The organism is uncultured Ruminobacter sp., assembly GCA_902764345.1.
GTDB lineage: Bacteria > Pseudomonadota > Gammaproteobacteria > Enterobacterales > Succinivibrionaceae > Ruminobacter.
Genome location: CACWVT010000015.1, coordinates 23,177 through 39,448 on the forward strand (window position 1 = coordinate 23,177; position 16,272 = coordinate 39,448).

Consider the following 16,272-nt stretch of genomic DNA (forward strand, 5'->3'; position numbering starts at 1 on the left):
TAAAATTTGCAGTTTAATATTTTACGGGGCGGATACCATTGTTAGATGTGTAAAATGCTGAGTATTACTAGTATTTTCCCCGAAATACTCTTTGAAAAACCTTGCGTTTATAGGTGTAAATTTAAGTTCCCCTAAAACTAGATACCAGAAAATAAATCCCCCTAATTGCTTGCATACTTACCAAAAAAGGGGGCCTTATATTATAATTATGCGCATATTTCGACAAGTGAACAGTTTCTGGAAATGGATAATTCCGCAGTATGTTATTTGTTGTCACATTAATGGTCATATGCGAAGAGTACAATCAAAATAGGTTACATAATTTGAGGTGAACAATGAGTTCGGAGATTAAGTATAGGCTTGGAGAGTTGTTTTGTGGTCCTGGTGGACTTGCATGGGGAGCAATTAATGCAAATGTTCCTGGAATGAAGATTGTACACAAATGGGCAAACGACTTTGATGCTGATACTTGCAAAACTTATACTCGTAATATCTGTCCTGATAATCCTGATAGTGTGTACTGTGAAGATGTTCATGTGTTGGATATAGATGAATTAGGTGATATCGATGCATTGGCCTTTGGTTTTCCTTGTAATGATTTCTCCGTTGTAGGAGAACAATTAGGTTTTAAGGGTAAGTACGGTCCTCTGTATACTTATGGGATAAGCGTGCTTCTACAATATAAGCCTCAGTGGTTTTTAGCCGAGAATGTCGGTGGCATACAATCTGCGAATGAAGGTAAGGCGTTCAAGAGAATACAGAAGGATATGATAAATGCAGGATATCGCATTTATCCAAATTTATATCATTTTGAAGAATATGGTATTCCTCAGGCTCGTCATAGGATGATCATTGTTGGTATACGTGAAGACTTGGATTTTGAATTTAAAATTCCTTCTCCATCACAATATAAAATGAAAACATGCAAAGAAGCAATAGAGGTTCCACCAATCCCCTCTGATGCTCCTAATAACGAATTGACTAAACAATCTGCACATGTCGTTGAAAGATTAAAGTATATAAAGCCGGGACAAAATGCTTTTACAGCCGATATTCCGGAAGAATATCAACTTAAAGTTAAAGGTGCAAAGATAAGTCAGATATACAAAAGACTAGATCCTAATAAACCATCATATACGATTACGGGTTCTGGCGGTGGAGGAACACATGTTTATCATTGGAAAGAAAATAGAGCTCTAACCAATAGAGAACGCGCCAGGTTGCAAACTTTTCCAGATGATTATGTTTTTGAAGGAAGCAAGGAATCTGTAAGAAAACAAATTGGAATGGCAGTTCCAGCCCAAGGAGCTAAGATAATATTCGAAGCTATCTTGAAAACATTTGCCGGCATTCCCTACGATTATGTTGAACCAAATTTGAAGGAGTAGACCTATGGCAACATTGAATTATTGGTGGGTCACAAGACCTAAAAGAAAACTAAATAGTATTCCAGAGGTTTTGGCTGCCTTTTCAAATGTTGCTCTTTCTGTAAGATGGTCAGCGTCAAGAAATGTGCATATTCTCTTTGAAGAAGAACTTGAACGTGATGGATTAAAACGTGTCGGTGAACGTCGGGATCATTCGGGATCTGGAGGAAGAACCTATCAGGCATGGCTGTCAAGTTTAGGACTTATATTTATACAAGAGAGCACAGGAACTCCTTTTTTGACTTTGGCGGGAGAAGCCATTTTATCTGGAAAGTCTCCTGTTGAAATACTAAAGAATCAGGTTCTGAAATATCAGTTTCCTTCCCCGTTTGGAATTAAAACCCACGTATCAGAAAAGTTTAAGGTGCATCCTTTTATCTTTTTGCTCAGACTTCTCAGTGATTCAAGAATTGAGTACCTGACGGAAGAGGAAATTGCTAAGGTCGTTATGACTGAAGGGATTAATGATTCCGAAAGGTGTTTCGAGTATGTTGTAGAGAGATTGTTAGCTTTTCGAGAATCGGGAGATAAATCTCTACCAGGTGATTTCATTGTTACGCATGCTCCTTCCACAGGTAGAGTTAATTTAAATCATCCATACAGTCATCTTAATGATACTGCTAATACAATGGTTAACTGGCTCGAATATACCCAGTTGATATTCCGAGATGAAGGAAAAATGATGATTTCTCCTGAAAAGAATGAAGAGGTCAATAGAATTCTCTCGCAGAAATTATCGTTCATAGATCGTCCAGAAGATCATGAATTCTTCCAAAGGAAATATGGATTGGATCCCTGGCACCAGAAAGATACTCGTAATCTTTTGAATACGGGAACGGTATCAAGTAAATTAATAGATATGCAACGCATAAGGCAAGCTTTTATTGCCTTCTCTATGCATCGTCCAATAGCACAGATTGGCGCCGATATCGTATCAGAAATAGCCTTGCAGACTGGTACAGATAAAGTTCTTGTGGAAACAGTTTTGTATAAAGAGTACCCACACGGTGCTATTGGAGGGTTCCTTTCAAGATACTATGAGATGGCATTTAAAGGGCGCGATGAGGCTGTAGATTTTGAAATTGCAACTACAAGCATATTCAAAGATATTCTTGGTTACAATGCTATTCATCTTGGTCAAACTGGTAGCAAGTCTGCTCCAGATATTCTTTTGATATCTGATGATGATGGGTATCAAGCAATTATCGATAATAAAGCATATAGCAAGTATTCGATAAGTGGTGATCATCATAATCGTATGGTTCATAACTATATTGAAAATGTATCGAATTATAGTGATTCCCAGTATCCAATAGGATTTTTCTCATACATTGCTGGAGGGTTTATTAATACGATTGATAGGCAAATTCAGGCAGAGGTCGATGAGTGTCATGTATGCGGTTCAGGAATAACCGTTGGAACATTCATTAAGTTGCTTGAAAGACACAATCAAAAAAATTATTCCCATTCGGAGTTAAGAGAATTGTTTTCTCTTAATCGACAAATTCTTTTATCTGATATTAGATAGGTATAAGAATATGCTTGATATAAATGATTATGAATTAGCCAATCCCAATGCAGCGTCTCTAATTCAATCTTTGCGCGCTTTTGGATATGATATTTCAACTGCCGTTGCTGATTTGATTGATAACAGCATAACAGCCAATGCGAGCGATATATCGATTTCATTTGACTGGAATTCCGGGGCCCCATTTATCTCAATAGCTGATGATGGTTATGGGATGACAGAGACTGAGCTGTTTGAGGCAATGAAAACAGGTAGCAAGAATCCTCTCGATACCAGAGACGAACGTGATTTGGGTAGATTCGGGCTGGGTTTAAAGACTGCGTCTTTTTCACAATGTAAGAGGTTAACAGTAGCCTCAAAGACAAATGATTCCTCGATAAACGTTCGTTGTTGGGATTTAGACATTGTTAATGAAACAAATGAATGGATATTGTTGAAGAAAGTGACGAACACAGCTAACAGGATCATTGATGATGTCTTTTCTGATAGGAAACATGGAACAGTAGTTATTTGGGAGAAACTTGACAAAATAGTACCGGACGAATGTGTGGATGATGAAGACTACCAAAAGGCATTCTTGAATTATGCAAAACAAGTTAAGAACCATATTTCACTGGTTTTCTCTAGTTATATGAAAGGAAGTAAGCGTGTATTGTTTAAACTAAATAATCGTGCTGTTGATTTGTGGGATCCATTTATGTCAGATTGTACGTTTACTTCTCTTCAGCCTTCTGAAACACTATATATAAATGGACACGAAGTAACTATTAAGCCATATATCCTTCCTCATCAAAGTAAAATTTCAACTGAAGATTTTGCTTTATATGGTGGCCTACATGGTTGGAATGAACAGCAGGGATTCTACATATATAGAAATAACAGACTGATTGTTGCAGGTGCTTGGTTGTTGCCTGATATGGAGAAGAAAGAGCAATATAGATTAGCTCGCATAAGGATTGATATTGGTAATGAGACTGATAGCGAATGGGGAATTGATGTAAGAAAATCAATCGCTATTCCTCCCATCCCCATACAGAAAGAATTACGTCGCATTGCTGTAGTAGCGCAAAAAGAATCAGCGAAAGTCTATAGACATAGGGGCAAGAAACTTGCTCGTAATTCATCAAAGATACAAGCATATGTTTGGCAACAAAATCTTCGTTCGGGGAAAATATGTTATTCAATAAATCGAGAGCATCCAATAATTAAGCAACTGCTGTCTTCTTCTAACAAAAAGGAAGTGGCCAAATTAATTGACTTGATTGAAGAAACGGTTCCGGTTCCTATGATTATTTCTGATTATTCTGAAAAGTCTGATGAAATGCTGAATCCTTTTGAAGGCAGAACTACGAATCAATTTGACGATATGATAGATGCTTTATACGAAATGTATCGTTCAAATGGTTATTCACCTCAAGAAGCGGTTAAGAATATTGCAAGTACAGAACCATATATATATGCCCCTGAAAAAGTGCAATTATTTTGTGAACGGGAAGGAATTGATGTATATGAATAAAGGTAGCCTTAGAGATAAAGTCTATGATCTTGTTTATGACTTTTTGTGCCAAAAAATAATAACAACTGAGAATCTTGGTGAAGAGATACACAAACATTCTATAAGTTTATCTTCCTACTATAAGGATGAAGTTATAGATGAAGAAGAATTATTAAGAACAATATTGTTAAATTATGGTGTTTTTGAAGGACACTCAAGTGTGCTCGAAGATAATAGGGATCATATTGAGTGGTTAGCAAATGAAAGGGCTGGTATTAAATGGAATTTTTGGAATCGATACGAATGGTATTTAAGTAAAAAAGAACGACTTCCTGAACCGGTTATTTCTGAAATAGATAACACAAGTGAAGAAATATTGAAAAGACTTGAAAGCCCACGTAGAGAAGGTGCCTGGGATAGACGAGGAATGGTTGTTGGCAATGTTCAATCAGGAAAAACGAGCAATTATATTGGGCTTATAACAAAAGCAGTAGATGCTGGTTACAAAATAATCATAGTCTTGGCTGGGTTAAATAATGATTTGAGAAGCCAGACGCAAAAGAGAATCGATTGCGGTTTTATTGGTAGAGATACTCGGAAGAAAGAGTCATATGATCAAACATCATCAAGGATAGGTGTCGGTTGGAATCCTAACGTGCCAAATCTTCCAATCAATGCTGTTACCAGCGCAGATGCAAGTGGTGATTTTAAAAAGACATCGCATAAAAATGTTACGATAATTCCGGGTGGAGATCCAATTGTTGCAGTTGTTAAGAAGAATGTAACTCCTTTAAGGAATTTGTATAACTGGTTTTCAAGTGAAAACACATCAGGTAGGATATCAAATGTTCCTCTATTGCTTATAGATGATGAGGCAGATAATGCATCTATCGACACCAATGCGGATAAAAAGATAGGTGAAACAGAAGTTGATCCGGATTTAGAAGAAGAACAGGATCCGACGAAGATTAATGGTTATATACGACAAATTCTAAACTGTTTTTCTCAAAGTGCATACGTTGGATATACGGCTACACCTTTCGCTAATATTTTTATCTATCCATCAGATATAAATAATATCGGTGAGAAATACGGTGAAGATTTATATCCCAGAAGCTTTATTGTAAATTTGCACGCTCCTTCAAACTATATAGGTCCAGACAAAGTCTTTGGATTATATAAAGATAAAATTGCAAATATACAAGAAGTTAAACCTTTGCCGCTAATAAGAATTACAGATGATTATCAATCTGTAATTCCTGAAAAGCACAAAAAAGATCTTAAAGTCACTTCACTGCCTAATTCGCTTTACAGGGCAATTTATTCTTTTATTATTGCCGGAGCAATACGCAATATTAGAGGTCAAGGAAAAAAGCATCATTCAATGCTTGTCCATGTTACTCGTTTTGTTGATGTTCAAACGCAGTTGGTTGAACTTCTTAAGTCTGCCCGAAAAGAAATCGTTAATCAACTTGAGTTTAAAACAGGTCCACAGTATGAAACGCTCATAAATGTAATAAAAGATCTATGGGAAAAAGACTTTTTACCTACCACCAATTCTGTTATTACATCCTTAAATGATCCTTTGATACGCATTTGTACGTGGGAGGAAATAGAACCGAAACTGTACGAAATTGCTTCAAAGATAGAGGTCAAGGCTGTAAATGGAAAAGCAACTGATGGTGGCCTGAATTATGATGACTACCCTGATGGATACTTTGTAATAGCTGTTGGTGGTGACAAGCTTTCAAGAGGACTGACTTTATCCGGCTTGACAGTAAGCTATTATGCTCGATTATCGAAAGCATATGACACTCTGCTTCAAATGGGAAGATGGTTTGGGTATAGAGATGGATATGCAGATGTGTGCAGATTGTATACCAGTTCCCAACTTAATGAGTGGTATCGTCATATTGCTGTAGCTAATGAGGAACTTAAAAACGAATTAGATGACATGGCAGAATTAGGTGCTACACCTGAAAGCTATGGATTAAAAGTGAGAACTCATCCTGACGGAATGTTAATTACAGCTATGAATAAGATGAGGAATTCCGAAATTAGACAGGTCACATTTGCAGGAAAGCTTGCTCAAATTACTAGGTTCTATAAAGAAAACAACTGTAATCAGAGAAATATTCTCTTTGTAAAAAAGTGGCTTCCGAAGCTTGGAACACCAGTACTTCCTTCTGTACAGACAAGGAACAATTATCTTTGGAAGGATATCGATCCTGAATTAGTGTTGGAATTTTTAAAGAATATTTATGTACACCCAACATGTTCAAATGCATCACCAAAGATTCTTTCTGATTACATTAGAAGCCAAAATGAGGATGGGGAGTTAATTAATTGGTCTGTAGCACTTGTTTCGTCAAAACAAGGCACAAGCTTTTCGTATGGAAATGGGATAGAAATTGGAATGTCTTGGCGTACTGATGATGTTAGCAATCGTGGTTCGGAGAACGATGATACAATCTATTTAATTAGAAACAATCTGATTACGGAATCAGATCAAGATGTTGATCTCACACAAGAACAAAAAGATGAGGCACTAAGGATAACTATAAATAATTGGAAGCCAGATCTACGATCTCCAAAAACGCCTACAGACCCATCTCCTAAGTATATAAGGCAGTGCAGAGATAAAACGAACGGTTTGTTACTTATATATACACTTGAATCTGGGCTGTTGGATGAAAAAGGAGAAAAAAAGACGGTTTATTCAGATAAGTATTTAGGGTATGCCATCAGCTTTCCGACTAGTGATACTGCTAAGCCAGTAGAGTATAAGGTGGACGAGGTGTATTTAAGAAATGGAACAGATGAATGAGGCATTATTAAATGAGCTTTGGATTAATTTGGAGAGAAAAGTAACCACACAACAAAACACCTTGCAACAACTAATAGCACCAACTAGCTTATTTAGGCTGTTTATTGGGGTTGATGGTTTGCCAACACGTCGTTTCATAAGTGTAGAAATTCCAGAGAACCAAAAGAAAACAGTGTTAGGGATTAAACCTATTCAAGGAATAGATGTATCTGTCTGTAAACCACCTATATCGCACGATGGTTATTGTTCTTGTGTATTGCAGTCTGCCGCACATGATCAAAATGACGTATTTTCTATTGTGGCGAGTGATATATTGTTCGAACTTAATTCCTGTAAAAGTAATAATGCATATGTAGATATCTTAGTTGAAAGAATAGCCAAATGGCGTGAGTTTTTTAAAAGAAAGCACAATTCTTTGTCTGATAGTGAAATCATCGGACTGATTGGTGAACTACAATTTGCAGAGGATATTATGTCTGAAGGTTTTGGTCAAATACTTGATAGTTGGAGTGGACCTATTAAATCTGCCCATGACTATAAAATGCCAGCCTTTTTAGCGGAGATTAAAGCTAAATCAACAGATCAATTGACTTCTGTGAAAATATCTAGCGAAGAACAATTAAATAGAGAAGATGATTCTCCTTTGTTTCTGGTTGTTTATCGATTGGAAGAAAGTCCTAAAGGAATGAATTTGCACGACAAGGTTCAATCAGTTGCGTTGAAACTATCAGATTCAAGAAAAAGCATTTTCTATGCAAAGCTTCTGTGTATAGGTTATCAAAAAGAAGAAAATTATAGTAAAAAGTATATTGTTAAAGAACGTCGCCAATATAGAGTTGAAAATGATTTTCCCCGAATAATCACCCCCAATCTCCCATCAGGTACATTTGGTGTAGTTTACAATCTATCCATCGAAAAATGCACTCCGTACCAGGTGGATTTTAACCAGGTGATTGATTGTTATAAAGAGGCGCTAAATGGCTAATAATATAGAATTAGTGAAGTTTTATAAAGACCTAAGTCAGGAGATAATTAATAAGGCTACTCTCGAAGAAACAGAGGAATTCAGAGAGAATATTTTTACGCAGATATATATTGATTATTTGTGTGAAGCTGCAGAAATAGAGGATGGCAACATTGCCTATCATGAGGCTCGGGGAATTAAGGTCAATGGATATAGTATTGCTGAAGATGAGACGTATATAGCCTTGTTTGTCTCGATATACAAAAATAGTCCGGATGTCTATTCTGTTCCTCCTTCTGATGTCTTAGCTATGGTAAATAGGGCGAAGAATTTCTATCTCAAATCTATGAACAAGTATCATCTTGAAGTTGAGGAAGCTTATGGCGTTTTTGATTTAGCAAAGACTATATATGATTATCGAGATAAGATTAATGAAGTTAAGATAATTTTAATGACCAATGGAACAGTTAGAAATATGAATTTGCCTCCAATTGAGGAGGATGGCATTTCATTTATGGCTTCCGTATGGGATGTTGAACGAATATATCGTGTATCAACGTCTGGTTCAGCAAGGGAAAAAATAGAGATTGATCTAGAATCATTAACTGGTAAAGCATTAAGTGCAATTAAAATTAATGTTCCTGAGTGCAAAAAATACGATGCTGACGGTAACTCAATCATAAGCGGAGGTTATGTTACATATCTTACTATTATTCCGGGGGATGTATTATTTACTATATATAAGGCATATGATGCAAGATTGCTTGAGAAAAATGTTAGAGCATTTTTGCAGGTTCGTGGCAATGTTAATAAAGGAATTAAATCGACTATTACAAATACTCCTGAAATGTTTTTGGCGTACAACAACGGAATATCTGCAACCGCTGAAAGTGTTTCTTTACGCAATGAAACGAATGAGCAATGTGTTATTACTGGACTTAAGGATTTTCAAATTGTTAATGGCGGTCAAACGACAGCATCTATCTACAATGCTTGTATTAAGAATCAACAGCCATTAGACAAGATTTTTGTGCAAGCTAAAATAACTGTCTTGAACAATCAAGAGCAGATGGATGTTGTTGTGCCTCAGATCTCTGCTTGTGCGAATACTCAGAATAAGGTTCAATTAGCTGATTTCTCAGCTAATGATGAATTCCATCAATCGATTGAAAGATTGTCAAGAACAGTATGGGCGCCTGCAAAAACAGGTGGTGAGCAACAAACGAAATGGTTCTATGAAAGAGCAAGAGGACAGTATGCTGATATTCGTTCCCGTGAGAAGAGTTCAAAGTACTTTGATTCGATATATCCAAAGACTCAGTATTTTGACAAACTTGATTTAGGACGATATGAGAATGCATGGGAACAATTACCATATATCACTAGCAAAGGCGGCCAGGCCTGTTTTAGAGATTTTACACTTAGGTTAAAGGAACGAGGTAAATTTGAACCGGATCAAGATTATTATCAGAATTTAATAGCAAAGACTATTCTATATAGAAAGGTTCGGGCAATTGTTAAATCTCAGAGATTTCAGGGCTTTTGGGCTAATATAGCGGATTATACGGTAGCTTATATTAGTTATATATCTGGTCAGAGAATTGATCTTCAGAAAATCTGGCGAAATCAAGATACAACAGAAGCATTTGACAAGCAAGCTGAAATAGTTGCGAATGCAGTTTATAAATATTTGATTGATGAATGCTCTGGCATGAATGTGACTCAGTGGTGTAAAAAAGAAAAGTGTTGGAATACAATCAGAGAGAACTTGAATATTTCTTTATCTCCAGAGTTAGAAAATGAATTAATTCAGTTGGGAAATAGAACTACAACCTCAGTATCACAGGGGATTTATTCTGCTAATTCCAAGGAGAAGCAGTTAATTGAGGCCATACAAAAAGTTGATTATTCCGTATGGTTTAGTATTTCTTCATGGGGAAAAGAAACCAGAAATCTTAAGCCCTTTCAAAACGGCATTGCATTTACACTTGGCAAATATGCACGTTCACAAAAAGAACCTTCACGAAAGCAGGCAAACCAAGGATTAGTTATTCTTCAAACAGCTGTCGAAAAAGGATTTGTTACCGATGACATCGCTAAAGATATAGTAAAAAGTTTTTCGTAACCTGTTATTGTGAGGTTTTTGATGAATAAGTATACGTTTTCAACTCAAACGGGAAAAGCATATTATTGCAACTCTATACCAGGCTTTTTGAATGACAAATCTGCTTCTATCATTGGTCAATTAGTAAGGCACTCTTTTGAAGTCAATAAAGAACAGTCAGATGCATGGGACAACCAGATTTCACAGTTGCAGGCAAAACTCGAAGAATGTGGCGTAGAAGGCGATATTATCTTTGAATACGATATAGTTAGATTAGGGAAGAGAATAGATGTAATACTATTAATAAAGCATATAGTCTTTTCCTTGGAGTTTAAGAACGGAAAAAATATATTTGTTGCACAAGATGCTCAACAGGCCGAAGACTATGCAATAGACATAAAGAACTTCCATAAAGAATCAGAAGATCTATACGTTTGTCCTATTTTGATAGCTACTAATGCTCCTAAGTATAAGAAAGAACAATCTATAGATTGTTATCCTGACAAGCAGATCTTTCTCCAAAGGGAGAATATGGATACATTCACTCCGAAACTGACTTCGATTATTGAACGATATGGAGACAACGAAATAATTGATTTTGAAAAATGGTTTAATTCTCCTTATCACCCTACTCCAACAATTATTGCGGCTGCAGTCGAGGCTTATACATCGCATGATATAAGTCAAATTGCTCAATCGGAAGCCGGCCAGGACAATATCGATAAATGCGAAAGAGAAATAGAAAGAATCATTAATTATGCCCGAGACAATCACAGGAAGTGTGTTTGTTTTGTCACAGGTGTACCTGGAGCAGGAAAAACTCTAGTTGGTCTTGATGTTGTTGCTAAGAATCTGAACAAGGGAAAAGATAACTTAAGCGTTTATTTATCCGGCAATGGTCCGCTTGTCGAGGTTCTTCGAGAAGCCTTAAAAAGAAGCGTTAAGGAGAAAATGTCCAAAGAAAGCAAAGAGGTCAAAAGAGAAACAGAAACCGCTATTAACACACTAATTCAGAGCAGTTATTCTTTTAAAAAAGATAATGCAAAAAATGTACTTCCAACTCCTGAACATATTATGATTTTTGATGAAGCTCAGCGAGTATGGAACGAGCAGAAAATGACAAGCAAACATGAAAAGGATCCTGTGATGTCCGTTAGTGAACCTCATCTTCTTTTTCGAATAATGGACAGACATGAACAATGGGCAGTAATGATTTGCTTAGTAGGACTCGGTCAAGATATATATGACGGTGAAGTTGGAATTAACGAGTGGTTTTGTTGCGGAATCGATGATTATAAAGACTGGGAGATGTTTTATTCATCTGCTATATTTAGCCAGACAGAAGACAAAAACATAGATAAAGACAAAATATTGAGCTGTGAAAGATGCCATCAAGTGGATTCGCTTCACTTAAAGACATCAGTAAGATCGTTTAGAGCAGATAAGCAATGCCAGTTTGTAGATTACCTTCTTGACAATAAACCTGATAATGCAAGAAAGATATATGAGCAGATAAAAGAAAAATATCCCGTTTATATCACACGAGATGTTGAAGTAGCAAAGAAATGGGCTAAGAATCAAGTAAGAGGCTCACAGCGCTGTGGTGTGCTTGCCTGTAGTAGTGCGCAACGTCTTAAACCAGAGGGAATATACGTTCCTAAAGATATTGATGTTAAAAACTGGTTTTTGGCTCCAAGCGATGACTTAAGATCATCTAATATGATGGAAGTTGTTGCCAGTGAATTTAAGGTGCAGGGTTTAGAAATTGATTGGGCCGTGGTTTGTTGGGATGCTGATTTACGCAGAAAAAATTTGAACGAATGGGATCATTATTATTTTCATGGAACCAAGTGGCTTCATAGAAATAAGGAAGAACAAAAGAGATATTTGGTTAATTCATATCGAGTCCTGCTTACTAGAGCACGACAAGGAATGATTATATTTGTACCAAAGGGAGGCGATCCTGATGAGGATCCTTCGCGTTATTATAATTTCTACAATCAAATATATGAGTATTTGATTGATTGTGGAATAGAAGAGATGATAAAAGGAGAATAAAGGAGTGTTTTTATGGATCATAATCTAAAAGATCTGATAACCCAATTTATGAGGTTGGTAGGAGAAGGTAGTATAGAAGTTTATAATGAATTTAGTTTACAGCACGAATTAGGTATTTATTTACGTCAATGTTTACAGGAAGAAAAAGAAGAAGAAAAGTATAAGTATAAGGTTCAGTTTGAAAGAAATGTTAATTTCTTTCAAAAAGACAAAACAATAAAACACAAAACAATAAAACACGAAATAGATATTGTGATTTACGATGAAAATGATGATTCGGAAAGATATGCTATAGAACTGAAGTGTCCTCACAATGGGCGGACCCCAGAAACAATGTATGACTTTGTGAAGGATATAAGATTCATGGAGCAGTTGAATGAATTGGGGTTTAAGAAAACTTATTGTTTAATACTTGTTGAAGATAAAAATTTTTATTCAGGCAAAAGTAAAGAAGACGATATTTATGCTTATTTTCGAGCCCGCAAACCGCTAAAGGGTAGGATATTGAAACCAACAGGAAAAGGAAAAAATAGAGATGGCATATTGATATCGGGGGAATATGTTATTAGTTGGCAATTTTGCATAAGTAACGATAAAACAGCTAATAGAAGGTATTGCCTTGTTGAAGTTATTGGGCATGAGCAACAGACCGCATAACCTAGAGATGAGTGATGCAAAATTGAGTATGTGAAAAAAAATTCTGTAAATAGAAAAACATCCTGAGAATTTTTTAAAGCAGTGACCTTTAGTATGAACCCCGTTATCAATCAAGTGATCAATAACGGGGTTCATACTACTTCCGGTTACTGCTTTTGTGTTATTAATATTACCTGTTTGTTTTTATAAATCAAGATTTATGTTTTATAAATAAAATAATCAATTATTTCTATTTAAATTTAATTATTTTTATTAAAAAACAAAATAATTCCTAGACGGAAGTTTCAGCTTCTGTCTTTTGTTTATACCGGAAATCAGTCTGGTAATCGGCCTTCATACATTATCTGTGGACGTAATGTGATTTAGCAGGCCAGCTTTAACCAAATTACTTTACCATCGTTAACCAAATAGTTTACCACCTCTAACTTAATTATCAGGCCATCTATAATTTTTTCTGGCAGATTTGGAAGGATAACCAGCATAACCGCCGATTATCCTATTCGTCAGTTACTTAAGAAACTTAGGAGGAAACAGTTCCGTACTCTGGTCACTTGTAGAACGATCGAAAAAGTTGACCACTTAAACGATCGGAAGTTGACCACTCCGATTTTAACTTAAACTTTCATTCGCTACCTGATAAATTGTTTTTAGGTTTCTGACATAGGTACGGATATCCCTGAACAGCTTGATCATTTTGTTGTTTCCATTCAGAGCTTCAATTCCAAAAAGCTTACTGACGTCGTTAAACCTGATTTTTATGATGATATTGTCGTTGACGAATGCCACAATGTGGCAGCTCCTTCATATCAGGAGCTTTTGGACTACTTCAGACCAAAGACTCTTTTGGGGCTTACTGCTGACAGCAGTAAAAAATGGAATGACCGGTATTTCTTCCGTTCATTCCGTCATTACGAAAGGTCCGTGTCATAATCATGACCGGACCTCATTGTGTCAAACCTCTATAACTCAGGATTCCATTCTTTCCCGTTAATGATGCTTGACGTGTTGCCCGTACTCTTGGTTTTCGCCAGTTCATGGTGATATACCGTAGGAGCTACTTTTTGAGTAATATTATTGTCACACGAAGTCCTGAGTTCAATCATGTTTTGCTCTTTAACTTCTTTGTAAACGACGTAGACGTTTACCATAATAATGGTAAACAGCCCGAGGGCGAAAGAAATGAGAAAATAAGCCCAGTCAATCTTCCCGCAGTATGTCAGGTAGATAAAATAACAGCCGATGATAAAAAACAGGGAACTGAAAATTGAGGAGTTAAGATTTCTGGAAAACAGATATCTCGGAAAAAACGAAGACATAAGCCAGCAGTATCCGAAACACAGTAACCCCACACCCTTTATGCTGTCCTTCGCCCGTACAAAGGCTTCGATGGTACTGACCCACGCCAGAAAACAGCTCAGCATCCATAATGAAGACAGTATGCAGGCATAAAACTTTTTCCATGATATCGGAAACTTCGCCACGCATTTACCGGTCTGACCGTTCATGGTAAACGGAAAAGAACTCCCTTTCCACTGAATCTCCATGTTCCATAACGGCATCAGTGCATATGAAATGCCGTTGGGTTTCATGTCATACTTTCTGTCGGTAACGCGATAGTATTTATGCTCATGGGCAGAGGACAGAAATCTGTCCATGCTCTCCCTGGCACGAACCTTCACCCTGGTAATACATTCATTTGAATCAACATTGTAAATTTTGGCATCAAGACCTGACAGATAAGCAAAATTAAACTTTCTCTTATGATCGACGGGAAAAGGCTCCAGTCTTTGGGACACCCTGTCATCAACCTCTCTGGACCCGTCCTGAGGTATGTTGCTGAAAGTAAGTTCCCCGCAGGCAGAGCCCTCATAAACCTGATGTTTATAGCTGTTCTTTCCGTGTTTCTTTACGTCTTCAACCTGATAGGAGGCAGAACCCTTAACCGTCAGGTCATACAGCCAGAAGGGAATGTACCAGGCCTTAACCTTTTCAAGTTTTGCCCCGGTAATGAAATCATCAGGAACGAACAGTCTACTCTTTAATTCTTCTCTGTACGTCTTTATGAAATCCTCGCGATCCATCTGAAACGGAACAATAAAATCCGGCATCCTCTGGGTTTTGTATTTATCGGTAAACACGATGTCGTTACCGCAGAACGGACAGGTAAGGGTGGCGGCCACAGCCCCCGGAGTCAGCTGTCCGCCACAGGACGAACAGATGTAGGAGCGCTTCAGATTTTCCGCATCAAAGAACTCATCCGAATCGTCGACTTTTGCTCCGCGGGAAAACGACTCGGCATTTTTGCTTTTCTTGTTTTTTAAAATCTCCTCGTATTCATTTACCGTAAACATGCTGTCGCATGACTCACACTTAAGGGCACCGAGTTTGATGTCATAAACCATGTTGGATGAACAGTTGGGACATCTGGCGTGATCTGAATGATCCATCTGAATCTCTCTCCGGACAAAAATGAAGAACTGCCGCTAGAACATATAATTATTTCATGCATTTTTATGTCTGAATTTTACAAAAAAAATATTCGGAGTAATGTGACAGCATAGGACATTTCACACAGAAAAAAACGAAGCCTGGAGGCTTCGTTTTCAATAATGAACGGGCATTATGATACCGTATGCGTTCAACCGGCATACTCATCGATGATTGCCTGAACATCTGAGTCGGTAACAACGTCATTGTGCAGAACCATGATGAATTTTCCGCCGGTGAGTTTAACTATGAACGACAGTTCTGCTCCGGTTGACGGATCGGTGCATCCGGTTCCCTTAAAAGATTTTCGGTCGCTTCCTGTTTCATAGTTGTTACATTTGATTTTGTTTTTGGTTTCCTGTATCTGGGCCTCATCGATTTCCTGAATATCCTTTTTAATCGGAGACATTATCACCATGACCTGAGCACCTTTATTACTGGTCAGAACCTTTACCTCTGAGGATGGGACACCTGAAGGAAGTTCCATATATCCGGGCGGTAAGGCCAAGACTTCTGCTGAAGCCAGTATAAGGAATGCGGAAACGGAAGATAACAGTTTTGATAATTTTGTCATTACGGGTACTACCTTAGAAAAAATTCAAATGATAAAAAATCTTAACAGAAATTGTCGGTAATAAATTACGCCCAGATCCCACTGTGCTTAAAAACCGAACGGTGCCGGATTTTCAAGTGGCTTTATAAAAGGCAGGAATGGTGCATGGAAA

Annotated in this window: 12 protein-coding genes; 9 read left to right on the forward strand and 3 right to left on the reverse strand. The window is 37.1% G+C overall.

Annotated elements, in window-relative coordinates; genetic code table 11:
• The first annotated feature begins 335 nt into the window (after positions 1-335).
• Genes QZU58_RS04320 through QZU58_RS04355 form a run of 8 tightly spaced genes read left to right on the forward strand, consistent with a single transcriptional unit; the run spans position 336 to position 13,060 of the window.
• Positions 336-1,388, forward strand: coding sequence for a DNA cytosine methyltransferase (locus QZU58_RS04320; RefSeq protein ID WP_294495266.1), 1,053 nt, complete (start codon positions 336-338; stop codon positions 1,386-1,388).
• A gap of 4 nt (positions 1,389-1,392) precedes the next feature.
• Positions 1,393-2,955, forward strand: a complete 1,563-nt coding sequence (locus tag QZU58_RS04325) for a restriction endonuclease FokI C-terminal domain-containing protein (RefSeq protein ID WP_294495270.1) — start codon at positions 1,393-1,395, stop codon at positions 2,953-2,955.
• A 10-nt stretch (positions 2,956-2,965) separates the two neighbouring features.
• Positions 2,966-4,471 (forward strand): ATP-binding protein, encoded by a 1,506-nt coding sequence (locus QZU58_RS04330; protein ID WP_294495276.1) that lies wholly within the window; start codon positions 2,966-2,968, stop codon positions 4,469-4,471.
• Positions 4,464-7,277 carry a Z1 domain-containing protein gene (locus tag QZU58_RS04335; protein ID WP_294495278.1) on the forward strand — a complete coding sequence of 938 codons (2,814 nt, stop codon included), beginning with the start codon at positions 4,464-4,466 and terminating at the stop codon, positions 7,275-7,277. Before QZU58_RS04330 ends, QZU58_RS04335 begins: the two co-directional genes overlap by 8 nt.
• A complete protein-coding gene (locus QZU58_RS04340; RefSeq protein ID WP_294495281.1) occupies positions 7,261-8,262 on the forward strand; it encodes a PD-(D/E)XK motif protein in 1,002 nt (333 codons plus the stop codon). The genes QZU58_RS04335 and QZU58_RS04340 overlap by 17 nt, the downstream gene beginning before the upstream one ends.
• On the forward strand, positions 8,255-10,366 hold the full coding sequence (locus QZU58_RS04345) for an AIPR family protein (protein WP_294495284.1): 2,112 nt from the start codon (positions 8,255-8,257) through the stop codon (positions 10,364-10,366). The genes QZU58_RS04340 and QZU58_RS04345 overlap by 8 nt, the downstream gene beginning before the upstream one ends.
• A 21-nt stretch (positions 10,367-10,387) precedes the next feature.
• Entirely contained in the window at positions 10,388-12,403 is a 2,016-nt protein-coding gene (locus QZU58_RS04350) for a DNA/RNA helicase domain-containing protein (protein ID WP_294495287.1), read from the forward strand.
• 12 nt (positions 12,404-12,415) lie between these two features.
• Complete coding sequence (locus QZU58_RS04355) at positions 12,416-13,060, forward strand: hypothetical protein (RefSeq protein WP_294495290.1); 645 nt, start codon at positions 12,416-12,418, stop codon at positions 13,058-13,060.
• Positions 13,061-13,669: 609 nt separating this feature from the next.
• Here the strand turns inward: QZU58_RS04355 and QZU58_RS04360 are convergent.
• Complete coding sequence (locus tag QZU58_RS04360; RefSeq protein WP_294495293.1) at positions 13,670-13,846, reverse strand: hypothetical protein; 177 nt, start codon at positions 13,844-13,846, stop codon at positions 13,670-13,672.
• Between QZU58_RS04360 and QZU58_RS04365 the strand changes: the two genes are divergently transcribed.
• Positions 13,766-13,990 carry a DEAD/DEAH box helicase family protein gene (locus QZU58_RS04365; RefSeq protein ID WP_294495342.1) on the forward strand — a complete coding sequence of 75 codons (225 nt, stop codon included), beginning with the start codon at positions 13,766-13,768 and terminating at the stop codon, positions 13,988-13,990. The two genes, QZU58_RS04360 and QZU58_RS04365, sit on opposite strands and share 81 nt — an antisense overlap.
• Before the next feature lie 29 nt (positions 13,991-14,019).
• Here QZU58_RS04365 and QZU58_RS04370 read toward each other — a convergent pair whose 3' ends face one another.
• A complete protein-coding gene (locus tag QZU58_RS04370; protein ID WP_294495296.1) occupies positions 14,020-15,507 on the reverse strand; it encodes a hypothetical protein in 1,488 nt (495 codons plus the stop codon).
• A gap of 191 nt (positions 15,508-15,698) precedes the next feature.
• Positions 15,699-16,121 (reverse strand): hypothetical protein, encoded by a 423-nt coding sequence (locus QZU58_RS04375; protein ID WP_294462213.1) that lies wholly within the window; start codon positions 16,119-16,121, stop codon positions 15,699-15,701.
• Positions 16,122-16,272: the final 151 nt, after the last annotated feature.

Coding starts and splice junctions, on each gene's coding strand:
- QZU58_RS04330 (WP_294495276.1), top strand. CDS start 2,966: ATGCTTGATATAAATGATTATGAATTAGCCAATCCCAATGCAGCGTCT.
- QZU58_RS04345 (WP_294495284.1), top strand. CDS start 8,255: ATGGCTAATAATATAGAATTAGTGAAGTTTTATAAAGACCTAAGTCAG.
- QZU58_RS04340 (WP_294495281.1), top strand. CDS start 7,261: ATGGAACAGATGAATGAGGCATTATTAAATGAGCTTTGGATTAATTTG.
- QZU58_RS04335 (WP_294495278.1), top strand. CDS start 4,464: ATGAATAAAGGTAGCCTTAGAGATAAAGTCTATGATCTTGTTTATGAC.
- QZU58_RS04320 (WP_294495266.1), top strand. CDS start 336: ATGAGTTCGGAGATTAAGTATAGGCTTGGAGAGTTGTTTTGTGGTCCT.
- QZU58_RS04375 (WP_294462213.1), bottom strand. CDS start 16,121: ATGACAAAATTATCAAAACTGTTATCTTCCGTTTCCGCATTCCTTATA.
- QZU58_RS04355 (WP_294495290.1), top strand. CDS start 12,416: ATGGATCATAATCTAAAAGATCTGATAACCCAATTTATGAGGTTGGTA.
- QZU58_RS04350 (WP_294495287.1), top strand. CDS start 10,388: ATGAATAAGTATACGTTTTCAACTCAAACGGGAAAAGCATATTATTGC.
- QZU58_RS04325 (WP_294495270.1), top strand. CDS start 1,393: ATGGCAACATTGAATTATTGGTGGGTCACAAGACCTAAAAGAAAACTA.
- QZU58_RS04370 (WP_294495296.1), bottom strand. CDS start 15,507: ATGGATCATTCAGATCACGCCAGATGTCCCAACTGTTCATCCAACATG.